We start from the raw sequence: 15,781 nt of genomic DNA, 5'->3' as shown, positions 1-15,781 counted from the left end.
GCCCGGGCGCTCGTTCAGTCCCGATCCGGAAGCCCCGGAAGCCGTTGTATCCGAAAGGGAAACACCCGATCGGGTGCGGCGGCCTCGATCGCCTGCTTCATGTCGACGATCCCGAACCCGGTGCGCCGCCGCACCGCCGGAGCCGCACTGTCGGGGAGGATGTCGGTCGTCCAGACCAGCCGCGCCCGGTCCCCCGCGTCGTACACCTCGAACGTGGCGTGGTGGCGGTCCAGCGCCGGGCGCGCACCGTCGACGACGCCGTAGGCCAGCCGCCGCGCCGCATCATCGACGGTGACGATCAGTTCCCGGACCACATGGCCGTCCGGAAAGGTCAGGAACCGTTCGACACCCTCGATCCGGGTATCGACCACCCGGCCCGGTAGTAACCGCCGGTGCACGGCGCCGACATCGCTGATCACATCCCAGACGTGCTGCGGCGACGCATCGATCACTATCTCGTGGCGGATGGTCGCCATATCGACGCAAACTCCCTCGTTCCGGACAACACCATCAACCTATCCGATCGCCGGACCGGGATCATCGAGGCCGTCTCACCCGCACCCGTCGCGATGGAGGCTGAATTCGACTGTGGTGGCGGCGTTTCTGGGTGCGCCCGCGCCGCGGTGCGGAACGGCGGTCGCGCCCTCGGGTGGCGGTCCCGGCGTGGCGTCGAAGACCCGGACGGATTCGTCCCGGCGATCGAGCCACCAGCCCACGGTCCGGCAGCGCCCCCACAACCGGCCCTCGAACCCGCCCCCGGTCTGCGGGAGGGTCACGCCGTGCGCGTCGTGCAGATGCCGGAGAACCCGGGCGGCGACGTCGGCGTCGGGGGTACCGTCGGTGCTGCCCACGGCGAAGGTTCTCGTGCAGAACGGTCCCGACAGGGTGTAGGCGCACCGGATCGAATCCGAGCGGACCTCCAGACCGGCCGGGAGCGGGAGCAGCTGGTTCGCATTCGGTACCGGCGGTTGCGCGCCACCGTGACCGCCGGGCCCGTCGACGATTCCGGAGTCGATCGCCACCATCCACAGCACGCCGAGCAGGCCGCCCGCACAACCCAGCACCGTGAAGATCTCGCCCGCCCGGGTGCGGACCGCGGGCCCGGCGGCCGATCTCCGGTCGGCGACGAGTCCCGCCGTCAGGACGGCGAGCCCGGTGAGCATCAGCAGCACCTCGACACTGTCCCGGCAGTACCGCAACGGCCAGGCCAGGAAGGACACCACCAGCTCCACCGCGAGGATCGCCGCCAGGATCAGGCCGGTGCGCGGCCGGGCTCGCCGCGATCGGGTCGCGAGGATCCAGCAGGCCAGCGGGACGAAGAAGAGGGCTCGGACCACGCCGAGCAGTCTAGGAGCGCGACGGCCGCAACCTCGGCGAGGACGCGCGAGCCGGCGGTCGCGCGGTACGACCGACATCCGGTTTCGATCCGGTGCGGCCGGGCATCCCGTCCGGGACAGACCATCCGGTGCGCGGGAATTCGTCACGGCGCCAGCGGAACTCGGCCATCCGGGACGGCGGACATCCTGCGCCGAGCCGAGTTCGGGATAGTCTGCGAACACCCCCGTTCGCAAGGGGTGAGCGAAAGCGTAAGTGACAGAGGCAGTTTCAGATTCCCGTCCCGAGGGACGGTGCGAACAGGAGTGTTCATGCGAGTACGAACCATTCTCGGCGCGGCCGTGGCCGCGACGGGCCTGGCGGTCGCCGGTGGGGCCGTCGCCGGGGCGTCGCCGCTGCGGGCGGCGGATCTCCAGGTCGATCCGGGACCGTACCTGGTGGGCGACACGGCCTACTTCAGCGCCGGCAGCGCCGACTGCGCGATCCACTCGGACGGCAGCGTGGGCTGCGACATGCCCCCCGGGGTCGCGCACTGGTACGACATTCTGCCCGTCACCGACCTGGCGATCGACATCCCGTTCCTGCCCGCGCATCCCGAGTGGATCCAGCACGGCCGGCCGGGCAGCCCGTCACTTCCCTCGGACGCCAACGGATACAACAGCACGATCTCCTACGCCGGGGCCAGCTGCAACGGCGGCGGCCGGGGCGCGATCAGCTGCACCTCGAGGGGGCACTCCTTCAGCTTCGGCTGGTCGGGCACCCAGGTCAGCTGACCCGGACGCTCAGCCCAGCCGGGTGACGCGGCGCGCGGCGGCCAGGTCCTGTTCGATGCCCCGGGCGGCGGCCCGCAGGTGCGGGACCAGGTCGCCGCGGATCTCCTCGACACCGCGCCGGGAGGCGTGGGTGGAGATGTTGATCGCGGCGATCACCGCGCCGGCGCTGTCCCGGACCGGAGCGGCCACCGAGCGCAGGCCCGCCTCCAGTTCCTGATCGACCAGCGAATATCCCTGCACCCGAACCTTTTCCAGCTCGGCGCGCAGCTGCGCCGGTTCGGTGACGGTGTTGGAGGTGAGGCCGGCCAGCGGGGTGGCCGCCAGATAGTCGTCCAGCTCCGTAGGGGTCAGGCCCGCCAGCAGCACATGACCCATCGAGGTGGCGTAGGCCGGGAACCGGGTGCCGATGTTGATGCTGACGGTCATGATCCGCGACACCGCGACCCGGGCCACGTACACCACGTCCGGACCGTCGAGCACCGACACCGAACTCGATTCGTGGACCTCGGCGGACAACCGCTCCAGATGTGGCTGGGCCACTTCCGGCAGCGTCATGCTGGACAGGTAGGAGTAGCCGAGTTCCAGCACCTTCGCCGTCAGCGAGAACCGCTTCCCGTCGGTGCGGACATAGCCGAGATCGTTGAGCGTCAACAGGAATCGGCGGGCGGCGGCCCGGGTGAGGCCGGTCAGGCGGGCCACATCCGAGAGGGTCAGATCCGGGTGTTCCGCGTCGAAGGCCCGGATGACCGCGAGGCCGCGCTCCAGGGACTGCACATAGTGCGCGCCACGTCCGCCGTCGTCGTCACTCGGGTTGTCCGGCTCGGTGCTCGTCATCCTCATCCTCCTCGGCCGGGTGTACGCGCGCGGCCTCGTCCCCCAACTCGGCCAGCACCTGCTGGCCGATGGCGAACGCGGCGTTCGCGGCCGGCACACCCGCGTAGGCCCCGGTGTGCAGCAGCACCTCGGCGATCTCCGCGGCGGTCAGTCCGTTGTGGACGGCCGCACGCACGTGCATCCCGATCTCTTCGTGCCGCCCGAGGGCGGTGAGCACCGCCAGGGTAACGCAACTGCGGGTGCGGCGATCCAGGCCCTCCCGCGTCCAGATCGAGCCCCACACCGATTCGGTGATGTACTCCTGGAAGGGCCGGGTGAACTCCGTGGTCCGGGCGACGGCCCGATCCACGTGGGCGTGCCCGAGCACCTCGCGGCGCACCCGCATACCCTCGTCGGCGCTGCTGCTCACGAATTCTCCTTCAGGTGGCCGAGAATCAGGTCGCTGACCGCGTCCGCCGATTCGGCGGTGGCCAGATGCGCTCCGGGCGAGACGATCTCGAACCGGGCGCCCGCGATGCCCGCGGCGATGCGGCGGCCGTGCTCCGGCGGCGTCGCCGGATCCTCCGCACCGGACATCACCAGGGTGGGGGCGGTGATGTCCGGCAACCGGCCGGCGATGTCCATGTGCTGGATCGCGGTGCAGCAGGCGGCATATCCCCGCGCCGGCGTCGCGGCCACCATATCCTCGAACCAGCGGATCCGGTCCGGGTGGGCGGCCCGCCACGCCGGGGTGAACCAGCGTCGCACGACGGCCTCGGTGATCGCCCGCATGCCCTGGGCGCGTACGGTCGCCGCGCGCTCCGCCCAGCTCTGCGCCGGTCCCAGCGCGGCGGAGGTGCAGCACAGGCTCAGCGTTCGGATCCGTTGCGGCGCATGCTCCCCCAGCCACATGCCGACCATGCCGCCCAGCGACAGGCCGACCATGTGCGCGGTCTCCACATTCAGCCGGTCGAGCAGCGCGATCACGTCGGCGCCGAGATCACCCAGCGTGTACGGACCCGGCGGCACGGGCGAATCCCCGTGTCCCCGATGGTCGTAACGCACGACCCGGTAACCCGCGGCGGTCAGCGCGCGCGCCTGCGGCTCCCACATCCGCAGATCGCTGCCCAGCGATCCGGACAGCACCACGGGCGCGCCTCCGGCCGGGCCCTCCACCACGTGATGTACGGCGACGCCGCTCATCCGTCCACATCCTCTCCCCCGCTCGCGCGAATGTCGTTCCAGTGCCGCAGCATTCGCGTGACGAACGCCTCGGCCGACCCGAGATAACCGGCGGGATCGAGCAGTTCGCCGATCCGGCCGCGGCTCAGATACCTTCCGACCGTGTCGTCGGCGGCCAGCAGGCCGGCCAGGTCGCCCGCGCCGGCCAGGGCGGCGCGGCAGCAGGCGGCGACGGCGTCACCGGCGGCCTGCCGGCCCACCGCGCCGTCGGAGGCCGCGAGCACCTCGACGGCGACGTTCTCCGCCAGCAGCAGTCCACCCGTGCGGTCGAGGTTGGCGCGCATGCGATCCGGATCCACCCGCAGCCGGTCCAGGCTCACGCGCAGCGAATGCACCGCGGAACCGGTGGTGCGCAACAATTCCCGATACGGCCGCCACTCGGCGTGCCAGGAGCCGACGGCCCGCTGATGTTCGTGGGCGGCCGCCGCCAGCAGGTCGGCGACCAGGCCCGGCGCCTGCCCGGCCGCGCCGGCGGCCAGCACCGCCGCGACCGGATTGCGCTTGTGCGGCATGGTCGACGAGCCGCCGGTACCGGGCGGGCCCTCCTCGGACACCTCCGCCACCTCGGTCTGCGCGAGCAGCGCGATATCGCGGGCGATCTTCGCGACCGCACCGCACGTCTGCCCCAGCGCACCGGCGACCTCGGCGATCCGGCCGCGCTCGGTGTGCCACGGCAGCAGCGGCGCGGCGAGCCCGAGCCGGTCCGCGAGCCGGTCCGATACCTCGATCCCGTTGTCGCCCAGGGCCGCCAGCGTGCCGACCGCACCGCCGAACTGGACTGCGAGCCGGTCCGTGCGGACCGTGACGAGCCGCTGCCGGGCAGCCAGGATGCCGCTGAGCCAGCCGGCCGCGGTGAGCCCGAACGTGATCGGCGGCGCCTGCTGCAGCAGGCTGCGGCCCGCCAGCACGGTGGCCGTGTGGGTCTGCGCCAGGTCGGCCAAGCGCGCGGCCACGGCCCGCAGGTCCGCGTCGAGCACGCCCAGCGCGCGGGCGGTCACCAGCATCGCGGCGGTGTCCACGACATCCTGGCTGGTCGCGCCGAGGTGGACGTAGCCGGCCGCCTCGCCACCGACCCGATCGGTCAGCGCGCGGACCAGCGGCCCGGCCGGATTGCCGATGCCCGCCGCCTGCGCGCCCAGCTCGCCGATGTCGTACAGCTCTGCGCGGCACTGCTTTTCGATCGCCGCGGCGGCCGCCGCGGGGATCAGCCCGGCGGCGGCCTGAGCCCACGCGAGCGCGCTCTCGAAGTCGAGCATGGCCTGCACCCAGGCCGGGTCGGCGACCGCGGCGGCCACCGGTCCGGCGGCGAGGACGCCGTCGAACAGGCCGCGCGCCGCCGGATCAGACATCGAAGAAGACCGTCTCGCCGGCACCCTGCAGATGCACGTCGAAGCGGTAACCGCCGGGCTCGGCCGTCGCGATCAACGTCGAACGGCGTTCCGCCGGAACCGAACTCAGCACCGGATCGGCCGCGTTGGCGGCCTCGTTCTCGGGGAAGTACAGGCGGGTCACCACCCGGTGCAGCATACCCCGGGCGAACACCGACACATCGAGGTGCGGCGCCTGCGCGCCCTGCGGGCCGGGCACCACCCCCGGATGCACCGTGTGGATGGAATATTCGCCGAGCCGGGTGTCGCTGCGGCCGAAACCCCGGAAACCGGGCACCCGCCCGCGCGGATCGTCCGGATGGTCGAACCGCCCGTCCGGATCGGCCTGCCAGGTCTCGATCAGCGCGTCCGGGATCCGTTGTCCCGCACCGTCGAACACCTCGCCGCGGATCCAGAACGCGCCCGCGGCGCCCTCCGGAGCCACGTAGTGACCGTAGCGGTCCCAGTCCAGTCCGATGTGCAGGTACGGGCCGACCGTCTGCGACGGTGTCGCCGGCAGCTGTTCAGTCATGGTGCGGCTCCTCGAACGGGGTGGCGGCGCGGCCACGCAGCACGATGTCGAACTCGTAGGCCAGCGCCCAGTTCGGCTTGGTGCGCTCCAGGCTGAACCGCGAGATCAGCCGGGGCCGAGCGGCTTCGGGGATCGAGTTGAAGATCGGGTCCTGGAAGAACAGCGGATCGCCGGGGAAGTACATCTGGGTGACCAGCCGCTGCGGGAAGGCGCGGCCGAACACCGAGAAGTGGATGTGGGCCGGCCGCCACGCGTTGTGGTGATTACCCCACGGATACGCGCCGGGCTGGATCGAGACGAACTCGTACCGGCCCTGCTTGTCGGTGAGCGTGCGCCCGACGCCGTCGAAGTTCGGGTCCAGCGGCGCGTCCCAGCGGTCGCCGAGGTGCCGATAGCGGCCCGCCGCGTTGGCCTGCCAGATCTCGATCAGCGAATCCGGGATCGGGCGGCCGTCGCCGTCGAGCAGCCGGCCGAACACGATGATCTTCTGCCCGATCGGGTCGGCGCGATGCCGGAAGGTCAGGTCGTGGTCGCCGGGGCGCACCAGGTCGCTGCCCAGCACCGGCCCGGTGATCTCGGTGAGGCCGTGCGGCAGCATGAGCAGCGGCTGTTTCGGATGCCGCAGCGCCGTCGACTTGTATCCCGGAAAGTCCAGCGGCGGATGGGTTTCCGGCGGATCCGGGCGGTAACCGGGGACGACCGGGGTGTCCCCGACGGTCGGGTCGTCGCTCACTGCGCCTCCAATACCACGGCAAGGCCCTGCCCGACGCCGATGCACAGCGCCGCCAGCCCCCATCGGCTGCCGCGCCGCCGCATCTCGCGGGCGAGCTGGATGATCACGCGACCGCCGGACGCGCCGAGCGGATGCCCGATCGCGATCGCGCCGCCGTTGACGTTGACGAGCTCCGGATCCAGTTCCTTCCAATCGGCCAGGCAGGCCAGCGACTGTGCGGCGAACGCCTCGTTCAATTCCACGACTCCCACGTCGCCCCAGCCGATTCCGGCCCGCGCCAGCGCGAGTTCGGCCGCGCGCACCGGACCGATGCCGAACACGTCGGGGTCCACACCGGCCGCGCCGCGCCCGGCGATGCGGGCCAGCGGCGCGCGACCGAGCCGCCCGGCGAGGGCCTCGTCGCCGAGCAGCAACGCCGAGGCGCCGTCGTTCAGCGGTGAGGCGTTCCCGGCGGTGACGGTGCCGTCGGCGCGGAACGACGGCCGCAGGCCGGCCAGCGTCTCGACCGTGGTGCCGGGCCGCAGCGATTCGTCGCGGGCCAGGTCCGTGCCGGGGACGGCCACCACATGGTCGTCGTAGAAGCCGTCCTGCCACGCCCGCGCGGTCAGCCGGTGACTGCGGGCGGCGAACGCGTCCTGCTCGGCGCGGCCGATTCCGTAACGGCCCGCGAGGATTTCGGTGCTCTCGCCCAGCGACACCGTCCATTGCGCGGGCATGGCCGGGTTCACCAGCCGCCAGCCGAGGGTGGTCGAGTGCAGGGTCTCGTTGCCGGCCGGAAAAGCCTTGGCGGGCTTGGGCATCACCCAGGGCGCGCGGCTCATCGATTCCACTCCGCCGACGACCACCGTTGTGGCGTCGCCGGTTTCGATCAGCCGGGAGCCGGACATGAGGGCGTCCATGCCGGATCCGCACAGCCGGTTGACGGTGGTACCGGGCACCGAGGTCGGCCAGCCCGCCAGCAGCGCGGCCATCCGGGCCACGTTGCGGTTGTCCTCGCCGGCCTGGTTGGCGGCGCCGAACACCACCTCGTCCACGAGGCCGGGATCGAGGCCGGTGCGCTCGGCGAGGGTCCGCAGGACGTGCGCGGCGAGGTCGTCGGGCCGCACGCCGGACAGTCCGCCGGCGTAGCGGCCGAACGGGGTCCGCAGGCCGTCGTACAGGTAGGCGGCGGTCATGATCGGGCCTTCAATTCGCGCAGCGTCGTCAGTTCGGCGGCGGTCGGGGCGGCGGAGACGGTCAGGTCGGCGGCGACCTTCAGGTCCCAGCCGGTGGCCGCCCGGACCTGGTCCACGGTGACGCCGGGATGCACGGCATGCAGGGTCAGTTCGCCGGTCTCGTCCGGGCGCATCACGCCCAGATCGGTGATGACCAGGGTGGGCCCGGCGCCACGCATACCAAGCCGCTCGCGTTCGCCGTCGCCGCGGCCGTGGCCCAGCGAGGTGACGAAGTCGACCCGGTCGACGAACGACCGATGCGACTGCCGGACCACCACGAACACCTCGCCGCAGGAGGCGGCGATCTCCGGCGCGCCACCGGCGCCGGGCAGCCGCACCTTCGGATGCGCGTAGTCGCCGATGACGGTGGTGTTGATGTTGCCGTACTTGTCGATCTGCGCGGCGCCGAGGAATCCGACGTCGACCCGGCCGGGCTGCAGCCAATAGTTGAACACCTCGGGCACGCTGATCACGGCGTCGGCGGTCTCGGCCAGCACCCCGTCGCCGATCGAGGCGGGCAGCCGGTCCGGCTTGGAGCCGAGGGTGCCCGATTCGTAGATCAGCACCAGGTCGGGCGCGTGCGTGGTGCGGGCCAGATTCGCCGCGGTGGACGGCAGGCCGATCCCGACGAAGCAGATCTGCCCGTCGCCGAGGGCGCGGGCGGCCGCCACGGTCATCATCTCGTCGGAGGTGTACTGCCGGTCCGGCACGGAATTCTCCACTGTGGTCACGGTCGGACTCCGATCCGTTCGGGGGCGGCGTAGACGTGCTCGTCGAGCCAGCGGGTGAACTCGGCACGGTCGCGGCCGATCGGATCCCACGCGGTGTAATACGCGTTGTCGCGCTCGGAGTAGCCCTGCGCGTAGGAGGGATGGGCGCCGCCGGGCACGGCGGCCACGGCGGTCACCGCCCAGGACGGCAGCACGATAGCGCCGGGCACCGGGGTCAGCTCGTCGACGATCTCCTCCACGGTGATCAGGCTGCGCTTCGCCGCCAGCACGGCCTCCTTCTGCACCCCGACCAGGCCCCAGAGCTGCACGTTGCCCTTCCGGTCGGCGCGCTGGGCGTGCACGATCGACACGTCCGGATTCAGCGCCGGCACCGCCATGAGCTCCTCGCCGGTGAACGGGCAGGTGATCGGTTTGACGGTGTCGGTGACGGTCGGCAGGTCGGTGCCCACGTACCCGCGCAGCACCGCGAACGGCAGTCCCGAGGCGCCGGCGACATAGCGGTTGGCCATGCCGGCGTGACTGTGTTCCTCGATCTCCAGCGGGACCGGCCAGGAGTGCTGCACCGCGTCCCGGAACCGGTGCAGCGAGCCGACGCCCGGATTCCCGCCCCAGGAGAAGATCAGTTTGCGCGCGCATCCGGCGCCGATCATCTGGTCGTAGACGATGTCCGGAGTCATCCGGACCAGCGTCAGATCGCGCCGGCGCTGCCGGATGATCTCCTGTCCGGCGGCCACCGGAATCAGATGGGTGAAGCCTTCCAGCGCGACGGTGTCCCCGTCGTGCACCAGTTCGGCCACCGCTTCCGCCAAGGACATGATCCTGGCCACGAACGCTCCTTCGTTCCCTGCTCGCCCGAACTCACCGCCCGGCCCGCACACCCGAAAGAGACCGTGTCCCAACCGGATTCGACGCACCGGCGGCCGGGTGCCCAACGGCTCCCACGGCCACGATCACGACGCCCGGCCCGGCCGGACAACCGCTCATCGGCGACTCCGCAACCACAATGTTCGGTATGCGTACAACTGGTTGCTATACGAACATCGTAGGCCGATCCGGCGCGTGACTCAAGTCGCTCTCATCGATATCCGACATCGACACCGGAGATATCCACGGTGGACGACGCGCTCACATCAGCGATCACAGTGACCGGCGTCACTTCCAGAGTAACCGGCCGCCCGCGCACAAATGTGCGGCTTGCGAACCCGGGCGGCGCGCGGACGAACACCGGATGGTCCACGGCAGCGACCACCGCTACCCGCCCGCGTATGCCGTCGGCCGGAGGTTCTCGATCGCTCCTGGAAAGTGTGCTGCGGCAACGGTTTTGGCGATCGGCACCACTGCGAACGCCGCGGCACTGGTGGATCGCACGTGGTGACGGGGCCCTCAGTCGACCTCGGGCAGTGGGCGGGAGCACAGATCCTCGGCGTCGGCGTCCGGTAATCCCAAGCCGCGCAACACCTGCCGGGTGATCGCGTCGGTGGTCTCGGCGACGTCCCGGTCGGGCCGGGACAGCAGCAACTGCGCGAGCGACAGGGAGGCGCCGACGATGACCCCGGCGGCCAGTTCGACGTCGTGGACATCGAAACGTCCCGCCGCGACCGCCTCCCGGATATCCCTGGTGGCCCGCGGCACCAGGCCGTGATCCGACAGCAGGAGTTCGGTGCCGCGGCGCAGGACGACCAGGGTCAGTTCGTGATGGCGGCGATAGAGATGCCCGGTCATCCGGAAACTCTGCGTGAACGCCTCCGCGGGATCCTCGATCCGGGCCGTCAGATCGTCCATCAGCGCACCGTGAGCCTCCAGGACCTCGTCCACGGCCGCGTCGAACAACTCCTCCTTGGTGGCGAAGTGGTTGTAGAAGGAGCCGTTTCCGACATCGGCGGTCGACGTGATCTCGAGGACCGACACGTTCGTCCGGCCCTCGGCGAGCAGTTTCTGCCCGGCCTTGATCAAGGCCGCCCGGGTATGGGCCTTCCGCCGCTCGGTGCGACTGAGGCCGTCGCGAACCACCACGTCAACCACCTGCTTCCGTCGCACTCGATTGGAGAATAGATCAGGCTACCACTGACGATTTCGTCACATTACCCATTGACTGACGATCACGTCGGATGTGACGATGTCGTCACCTACGTATCGAGGGGAATGCGATGAGCACGTTCGAGGACGTACACCACGGACTGCACGCCGAGACCGGAGCGCTGCCCGGCGAGCATCCGGGGCGGCATCCGAATCCGATCGTCAAAGTCCTGGACCTGGCCTGGCTGGAATTCGAGAAGCCCGATCTGATGCGCACCGCGGCGTTCGCCGCGGGCTTCGGCTTCACTCCCGTTCTGCACACCGCCGACGAACTGCACCTGCGGGGCACGCACGCGGGCTCGCCCTGCGTGATCGTGCGCCGGGCGAGCCGCTCGGCGTTCCTCGGCCCGGCGTTCCGGGCCGAAACCCTCGACGACGTCCGGCGATTCGCCGAGGCCATCGGCGTGGGCGTCGAACCACTGCCGGACACTCTGGGCGGGGTGTCCGCGACCACCCGCGACCCCAGCGGCGCACGCGTCCGGATCGTCGGCGGCGTCACCGACCATCCCGCCCTACCGGCGCAAGCGATCTGGACCGAGCACAACACGGGCGACCGGGTCGCGCGGATCAACCGGGGTCAGCGGGCCCCTCGCGAACCCGCGCTGATCGAGCGCCTCGGACATGTTGTGCTGCAATCCGATCGGTACCTCGAGACGCTCAACTGGTACCTCGCGCACCTCGGATTGATCGTGAGCGATTTCCTCTACTATCCCGGGCAGCGCGAACGTGGCCCCGTGATGAGTTTCCTCCGCTGCGATCGCGGCGACACCCCGTCCGATCACCACACCCTCGCGGTGATGCTCGGCCCGGCCAACCGCTACGTCCACTCGGCGTATCAGGTCCGCGACCTCGATGTGCTGGCGGCCGGCGGAGAATACCTGCGGGAGCAGGGATATCGCCGCTCGTGGGGCATCGGCCGGCATATCCAGGGCAGTCAGATCTTCGACTATTGGCGGGATCCGGACGGCCTGCTGGTCGAGCACTTCACCGACGGTGATCGCTTCGACAGTTCGGTCGACACCGGGTGGGCGCCGATGAGCGCGTCCGGGCTGGCCCAGTGGGGGCCGCCCGCGACCGCCGACTTCCTCGGCACTCCCCCGAGCCGGCGGTCATTGGGCGAGCTGCGATCGATCGTGTCCGCATTGCGTTCCGCCGACAACGAATTCGATGTCGCGCGGCTACGGGGATTCCTGAAGGTGGCCAACTCGTGAGCCTGTCGGTCCTCCGCACCCGGGACCGTTGGTGGGTACAGCTGCCCGGGGGCGCCCGCGAAATCGCCACGGCCGCGACCACGACCGCCGAACTACTGGCCGATCGCGCCGCGATCGCCGCGGCGGCCGCGGGAACGGGCCCGCTGACCGATCCCGCCACCCTGACACTGCTGTCGCCGGTCACCGCACCCTGCCGGGTCATCGCCCAGATGACGAATTACACGTCACACGTGCGGGATTCGGGCATGAACCCGGACACCGTCCCGCTCACTTTCTTCCGCAAGGCCTCGGGTTCGATCAGCGGTCCCCACGACGACGTCGTCAAACCCCCGCACGTCACGCTGCTCGACTACGAGGTGGAGATCGGGCTCGTGTTCGGGCAGCCGATCGAGGTCGGCACGAACATCGAGCCCGCCGACCTGCCCCGGCTGATCGCGGGCCTGGTGATCACCGACGACATCTCCGCCCGCGACGTGCAACTGCCGAAAACCCAGTTCTACGAAGCGAAGTCGTATCCGACCTTCACCCCGGCCGGTCCGGTCCTGGTCCTGCTCGAGGACGGCGACCTCGACCGCTTCACCGACCTCCGGCTGACCCTGCGGGTCAACGGTGAGATCCGCCAGGACTCGACGGTCGCCGACATGATCCACCCGCCGCTGGACGCGCTGCGCACACTGTCCCGGTTCCAGCGGGTCGACCCCGGCGACCTCCTGCTCACCGGCACACCGGGCGGCACCGCACTGGTCGCCCCACCGAAACCGGTCGAGATCATCGGCGCCCTGCTGCCGCCACACCTCAAGTGGAAGGCATTCTTCCGCCGCCAGGCCGCCAATCCCCGCTATCTGCAGGATGGCGACATCATCGAGGCCACGATCGCCACCGCCGACGGATGCCTGGACCTCGGAATCCAGCGCACCCCGGTGCGGTACGCATGACGGTGCCGTCCGGCGAGGACGACGCGTCGGCGGCCAGCCCCGAAAGAGACACCGGTGCAACGGAACTCGCCGCACACCGGCCCGTGGTCATCCTCGGCGCGGGCCCCACCGGGCTCACCGCCGCGGCACTGCTCGCCGACCGCGGTGTCGAATGCCTCGTACTGGACCGCTGGGACGGCGTGTATCCGCAGCCACGCGCCGTGCATCTCGACGACGAGGTCCATCGGATCCTCGGAATGCTGGGCGTGGCAGCGGAATTCGCCGAGATCTCGCGCCCCGGCAGGGGTCTGCGGCTGCTCGACGCCCGGCACCGGGTGCTCGCGGAGTTCTCGCGCGCGACCACGTCGGGCCGGCACGGGTTTCCGGCGGCGTCGATGTTCGACCAGCCCGATTTGGAGCGGCTGCTGCGTCGTGCGGTGGCGCGGCGTTCCCGGATCACGCTGCGATCCGGGGTCGAGGTGGAACGGGTTGCGCACGAGCGTGATCGCGTCGCCGTCTCGATGGTCGACCGGCACACCGGCGATCGCGAGGTGGTGCGCGCCCGCTTCGTCCTGGGAGCCGACGGCGCCAACAGCATCGTCCGCCGCTGCATCGGAAGCCGCTGGGAGGAAATGGGATTCACCCAGCGGTGGCTGGTCGTCGACATCGGGACGCCGCTCGACCTTGAGCAGTGGGAGGGCGTCCAGCAGGTGTGCGACTCGCATCGGGCCGCCACCTTCATGCGCATCGGGGCGGCCCGGTACCGCTGGGAATTCCAGTTGCGCGCCGGCGAATCGGTCACGGACTTCGACACCCCGGACAGACTCGATCCGCTGATCCGGCCCTGGCTCGGCGACACGCCCACGGCGGAGCTCGACCTGATCCGGGCCGCGGAGTACACCTTCCGGGCCTGCGTCGCGGATCGCTGGCGCGACCGCCGCATCCTGTTGCTCGGCGACGCCGCCCATCTCACGCCGCCGTTCATCGGCCAGGGACTGGGATCGGGGATGCGTGATGCCGCCAACCTGGCGTGGAAGCTGGCCGGGGTGCTGCACGGCGATCTGCCGGAGGACTCGCTCGACAGCTATCAGACCGAACGCAAGCCGCACGCGGCCGCGCTGATCCGGCTCGCGGTCGGCATGGGCGGCACGATGACTCGTGGCGGGGTGACCGGCGACCGATTGCGGAGACTCGCGGTGCCGCTGCTGGCCCGGTTGCCGGGATTCGCGGCGATGGTCACCGACAGCGCGACTCCGCCGCTGTCCCCGTCGATGTTCGTCCGTCCCGGGTCGGCGGCCGCGCTGCCCGGCCGGAGCAGTCGCCCGGCCGGCACCCTGTGCCCCAACGTCCCGATCGAGCCCGGTGGTGAGCGACTGGACCGGCTCGGTCCCCGGTTCCTCGTGCTGACCCTCGATTCACCGAGCGCCGCACAGGGATTCGAGATCACCCGCCGCGGTGCGGTTGTCGTGCACGTCCCCACGGACAGCGAATCGGGTGACTGGCTGCGTGAGCACAACATTCGGGCCGCGCTCATCAGGCCGGACCGGACCGTGATGGCAGCCGGGATGTCGGTGGCGGCGGTCTACACCCACCTGCCGAGCCTGCCTGATCGCCTTGCCGCCACGCCCGCACATCCGTCCTGATCGGGCGACGATTGCCGCGCGGGCACTTCCCGTTCGCCGGACACGCGGCGCGGTCCGGTGGGGGCCGGCCGTCGCCGATCCGTAGCGATGTTCAAGCGCGCAGGTCGTCGGTGAGCGCGCGACGGCCCGCGATCAGATACTCCCGGAACCGATCACGATCCGCCGCGTCGAGGCCGGAAAGCATCCGTTCTTCCAATTGGGCCACCAGCGGGTTGTATTCGACCAGAAAAGCACGACCCGCTGCCGTGAGGCTGATCAGCAGCCGACGGCGGTTGGCCGGATCGGCGGACCGCTCGATGAGCCCGTGCCGCTCCAGCGCCCCGACCAGATCCGAGGTCGACTGGGCCCGCACGAACGACGCCCGCGCCAGGTCCGCCGCCGACATCGTCCGCCGCCGTTCCAGCACGGTCAGCGCGGTGTACTGCAACGCGGTCACACCGGACGGTTTCAGCACCGCGTCGAGTTGCGCGCGCGTGGCCAGTTCGAGCCGCTTGATCAGGTACAGCAGCAATGCCGCGCTGGGCTCGGAGGATGCGGTCACCCCGTCATTGAACCAAACCGGACCCCGGCCCCCGGTCCCGCAGCGCGGCGGAAGCGATCGGGGACCGGCAACGCCTGGGTGGCCGGTCGTCGGGGGGATCGCCGCCTATTTCGCGCCGCGACTGGTGAAGTCGAAGGATCCGCCGTCGATTCCCCAGGAGATGACCTTTTCCGGGCGGATGCGGATGACTGCGCGCTCCTGCGGCGGGAACGGCGGCTCCTGGTCGTCGAGCGCCTCGGCCGTGCCGCGCACCTCGATGCCGCGAATCACGTACGGCTCCAACGAAACCTGCTGATCGACGACGAACGACACCCGGCTGCCCGCCTCGACGTTCCGGTACTTCCGGCTGGCGCGCATCCGCATACCGCCGATGTCGATCGTGCCGTCGGCGTTCACCCGGTAGCTGGTCGGGTTGTTCTGCACGACACCGTCGGGCGACACCGTGGCCAGCCGCCCGATCCCGGCCTCCGCGAGAAACTGCTGCTCGTTGCTGGTGAAGGTCATGTCGGTTCTCCTCGTTCCGTCCCAGATCTAGCGTTGCTAGAAGCTGTAATGACGGTAGCACCAAGTCGCTATATTGTCTAGCGTTGCTAGATTTCGCCCTCCATCTCCGGTTCGCGCTCGAATCAGCAATGCGCACAAGCGGTCAGGCGGGA

General features: G+C 70.5%; 18 protein-coding genes. 4 read left to right on the top strand and 14 right to left on the bottom strand.

Going from position 1 to position 15,781, the window contains the following annotated elements:
* Positions 1–14: 14 nt before the first annotated feature.
* Both NRB56_RS24195 and NRB56_RS24190 read right to left on the bottom strand, forming a co-directional pair.
* Entirely contained in the window at positions 15–476 is a 462-nt protein-coding gene (locus NRB56_RS24195; RefSeq protein ID WP_153345873.1) for an SRPBCC family protein, read from the bottom strand.
* Positions 477–551: 75 nt separating this feature from the next.
* On the bottom strand, positions 552–1,337 hold the full coding sequence (locus NRB56_RS24190; RefSeq protein WP_153345871.1) for a hypothetical protein: 786 nt from the start codon (positions 1,335–1,337) through the stop codon (positions 552–554).
* A gap of 309 nt (positions 1,338–1,646) precedes the next feature.
* Between NRB56_RS24190 and NRB56_RS24185 the strand changes: the two genes are divergently transcribed.
* A complete protein-coding gene (locus NRB56_RS24185; protein WP_153345869.1) occupies positions 1,647–2,108 on the top strand; it encodes a hypothetical protein in 462 nt (153 codons plus the stop codon).
* A 9-nt stretch (positions 2,109–2,117) separates the two neighbouring features.
* On the opposite strand, the gene NRB56_RS24180 is transcribed toward NRB56_RS24185, so the two are convergent.
* From NRB56_RS24180 to NRB56_RS24135, 10 genes are all read right to left on the bottom strand, one after another.
* The gene (locus NRB56_RS24180) at positions 2,118–2,942 is read right to left on the bottom strand and encodes an IclR family transcriptional regulator (protein ID WP_153345867.1); all 825 of its coding nucleotides are present in this window, start codon (positions 2,940–2,942) and stop codon (positions 2,118–2,120) included.
* Positions 2,911–3,351 (bottom strand): 4-carboxymuconolactone decarboxylase, encoded by a 441-nt coding sequence (gene pcaC, locus NRB56_RS24175; RefSeq protein ID WP_319943456.1) that lies wholly within the window; start codon positions 3,349–3,351, stop codon positions 2,911–2,913. The genes NRB56_RS24180 and pcaC overlap by 32 nt, the downstream gene beginning before the upstream one ends.
* On the bottom strand, positions 3,348–4,124 hold the full coding sequence (gene pcaD, locus NRB56_RS24170) for a 3-oxoadipate enol-lactonase (protein ID WP_153345864.1): 777 nt from the start codon (positions 4,122–4,124) through the stop codon (positions 3,348–3,350). The genes pcaC and pcaD overlap by 4 nt, the downstream gene beginning before the upstream one ends.
* The gene (gene pcaB, locus NRB56_RS24165) at positions 4,121–5,512 is read right to left on the bottom strand and encodes a 3-carboxy-cis,cis-muconate cycloisomerase (protein WP_153345862.1); all 1,392 of its coding nucleotides are present in this window, start codon (positions 5,510–5,512) and stop codon (positions 4,121–4,123) included. The genes pcaD and pcaB overlap by 4 nt, the downstream gene beginning before the upstream one ends.
* On the bottom strand, positions 5,505–6,062 hold the full coding sequence (gene pcaG, locus NRB56_RS24160) for a protocatechuate 3,4-dioxygenase subunit alpha (RefSeq protein WP_153345860.1): 558 nt from the start codon (positions 6,060–6,062) through the stop codon (positions 5,505–5,507). The genes pcaB and pcaG overlap by 8 nt, the downstream gene beginning before the upstream one ends.
* Positions 6,055–6,858 carry a protocatechuate 3,4-dioxygenase subunit beta gene (gene pcaH, locus NRB56_RS24155; protein ID WP_406603521.1) on the bottom strand — a complete coding sequence of 268 codons (804 nt, stop codon included), beginning with the start codon at positions 6,856–6,858 and terminating at the stop codon, positions 6,055–6,057. Before pcaH ends, pcaG begins: the two co-directional genes overlap by 8 nt.
* Positions 6,792–7,970 (bottom strand): thiolase family protein, encoded by a 1,179-nt coding sequence (locus NRB56_RS24150; protein WP_153345858.1) that lies wholly within the window; start codon positions 7,968–7,970, stop codon positions 6,792–6,794. The genes pcaH and NRB56_RS24150 overlap by 67 nt, the downstream gene beginning before the upstream one ends.
* Positions 7,967–8,731: a CoA-transferase subunit beta gene (locus NRB56_RS24145; RefSeq protein ID WP_456320180.1), complete on the bottom strand. Its 765-nt coding sequence runs from the start codon at positions 8,729–8,731 to the stop codon at positions 7,967–7,969. The genes NRB56_RS24150 and NRB56_RS24145 overlap by 4 nt, the downstream gene beginning before the upstream one ends.
* Positions 8,732–8,736: 5 nt before the next feature.
* The gene (locus NRB56_RS24140; protein ID WP_319943454.1) at positions 8,737–9,567 is read right to left on the bottom strand and encodes a CoA transferase subunit A; all 831 of its coding nucleotides are present in this window, start codon (positions 9,565–9,567) and stop codon (positions 8,737–8,739) included.
* Positions 9,568–10,123: 556 nt separating this feature from the next.
* Positions 10,124–10,753 carry a TetR/AcrR family transcriptional regulator gene (locus NRB56_RS24135; RefSeq protein ID WP_319943453.1) on the bottom strand — a complete coding sequence of 210 codons (630 nt, stop codon included), beginning with the start codon at positions 10,751–10,753 and terminating at the stop codon, positions 10,124–10,126.
* A gap of 134 nt (positions 10,754–10,887) precedes the next feature.
* Here NRB56_RS24135 and NRB56_RS24130 point away from each other — a divergent pair, with 134 nt between their 5' ends.
* The 3 genes from NRB56_RS24130 to mhpA are packed head-to-tail and all read left to right on the top strand — an operon-like array spanning position 10,888 to position 14,584.
* Positions 10,888–12,027 (top strand): VOC family protein, encoded by a 1,140-nt coding sequence (locus NRB56_RS24130; protein WP_153345855.1) that lies wholly within the window; start codon positions 10,888–10,890, stop codon positions 12,025–12,027.
* A complete protein-coding gene (locus NRB56_RS24125; protein WP_319943452.1) occupies positions 12,024–12,962 on the top strand; it encodes a fumarylacetoacetate hydrolase family protein in 939 nt (312 codons plus the stop codon). Before NRB56_RS24130 ends, NRB56_RS24125 begins: the two co-directional genes overlap by 4 nt.
* The gene (gene mhpA, locus NRB56_RS24120) at positions 12,959–14,584 is read left to right on the top strand and encodes a bifunctional 3-(3-hydroxy-phenyl)propionate/3-hydroxycinnamic acid hydroxylase MhpA (RefSeq protein WP_153345853.1); all 1,626 of its coding nucleotides are present in this window, start codon (positions 12,959–12,961) and stop codon (positions 14,582–14,584) included. Before NRB56_RS24125 ends, mhpA begins: the two co-directional genes overlap by 4 nt.
* A 91-nt stretch (positions 14,585–14,675) precedes the next feature.
* Here the strand turns inward: mhpA and NRB56_RS24115 are convergent, their stop codons facing one another.
* Positions 14,676–15,125, bottom strand: coding sequence for a MarR family winged helix-turn-helix transcriptional regulator (locus NRB56_RS24115; RefSeq protein WP_319943451.1), 450 nt, complete (start codon positions 15,123–15,125; stop codon positions 14,676–14,678).
* A gap of 105 nt (positions 15,126–15,230) precedes the next feature.
* The gene (locus NRB56_RS24110) at positions 15,231–15,629 is read right to left on the bottom strand and encodes a PPOX class F420-dependent oxidoreductase (protein WP_153345851.1); all 399 of its coding nucleotides are present in this window, start codon (positions 15,627–15,629) and stop codon (positions 15,231–15,233) included.
* Positions 15,630–15,781 lie beyond the last annotated feature (152 nt).

This window comes from Nocardia aurantia (genome assembly GCF_009604425.1).
Classification (GTDB): Bacteria; Actinomycetota; Actinomycetes; order Mycobacteriales; family Mycobacteriaceae; genus Nocardia; species Nocardia aurantia.
The sequence above is the reverse complement of the archived record's forward strand: the minus strand, read 5'-3'. Positions and strand labels throughout refer to the sequence as shown.

Excerpts from the sequence above, each read along its gene's own strand:
- NRB56_RS24185 (WP_153345869.1), top strand. The coding sequence starts at position 1,647 with ATGCGAGTACGAACCATTCTCGGCGCGGCCGTGGCCGCGACGGGCCTG.
- NRB56_RS24130 (WP_153345855.1), top strand. The coding sequence starts at position 10,888 with ATGAGCACGTTCGAGGACGTACACCACGGACTGCACGCCGAGACCGGA.
- pcaD (WP_153345864.1), bottom strand. The coding sequence starts at position 4,124 with ATGAGCGGCGTCGCCGTACATCACGTGGTGGAGGGCCCGGCCGGAGGC.
- pcaB (WP_153345862.1), bottom strand. The coding sequence starts at position 5,512 with ATGTCTGATCCGGCGGCGCGCGGCCTGTTCGACGGCGTCCTCGCCGCC.
- mhpA (WP_153345853.1), top strand. The coding sequence starts at position 12,959 with ATGACGGTGCCGTCCGGCGAGGACGACGCGTCGGCGGCCAGCCCCGAA.
- NRB56_RS24195 (WP_153345873.1), bottom strand. The coding sequence starts at position 476 with ATGGCGACCATCCGCCACGAGATAGTGATCGATGCGTCGCCGCAGCAC.
- NRB56_RS24110 (WP_153345851.1), bottom strand. The coding sequence starts at position 15,629 with ATGACCTTCACCAGCAACGAGCAGCAGTTTCTCGCGGAGGCCGGGATC.
- pcaG (WP_153345860.1), bottom strand. The coding sequence starts at position 6,062 with ATGACTGAACAGCTGCCGGCGACACCGTCGCAGACGGTCGGCCCGTAC.
- NRB56_RS24150 (WP_153345858.1), bottom strand. The coding sequence starts at position 7,970 with ATGACCGCCGCCTACCTGTACGACGGCCTGCGGACCCCGTTCGGCCGC.
- pcaH (WP_406603521.1), bottom strand. The coding sequence starts at position 6,858 with ATGGGGGCTGGCGGCGCTGTGCATCGGCGTCGGGCAGGGCCTTGCCGT.
- NRB56_RS24180 (WP_153345867.1), bottom strand. The coding sequence starts at position 2,942 with ATGACGAGCACCGAGCCGGACAACCCGAGTGACGACGACGGCGGACGT.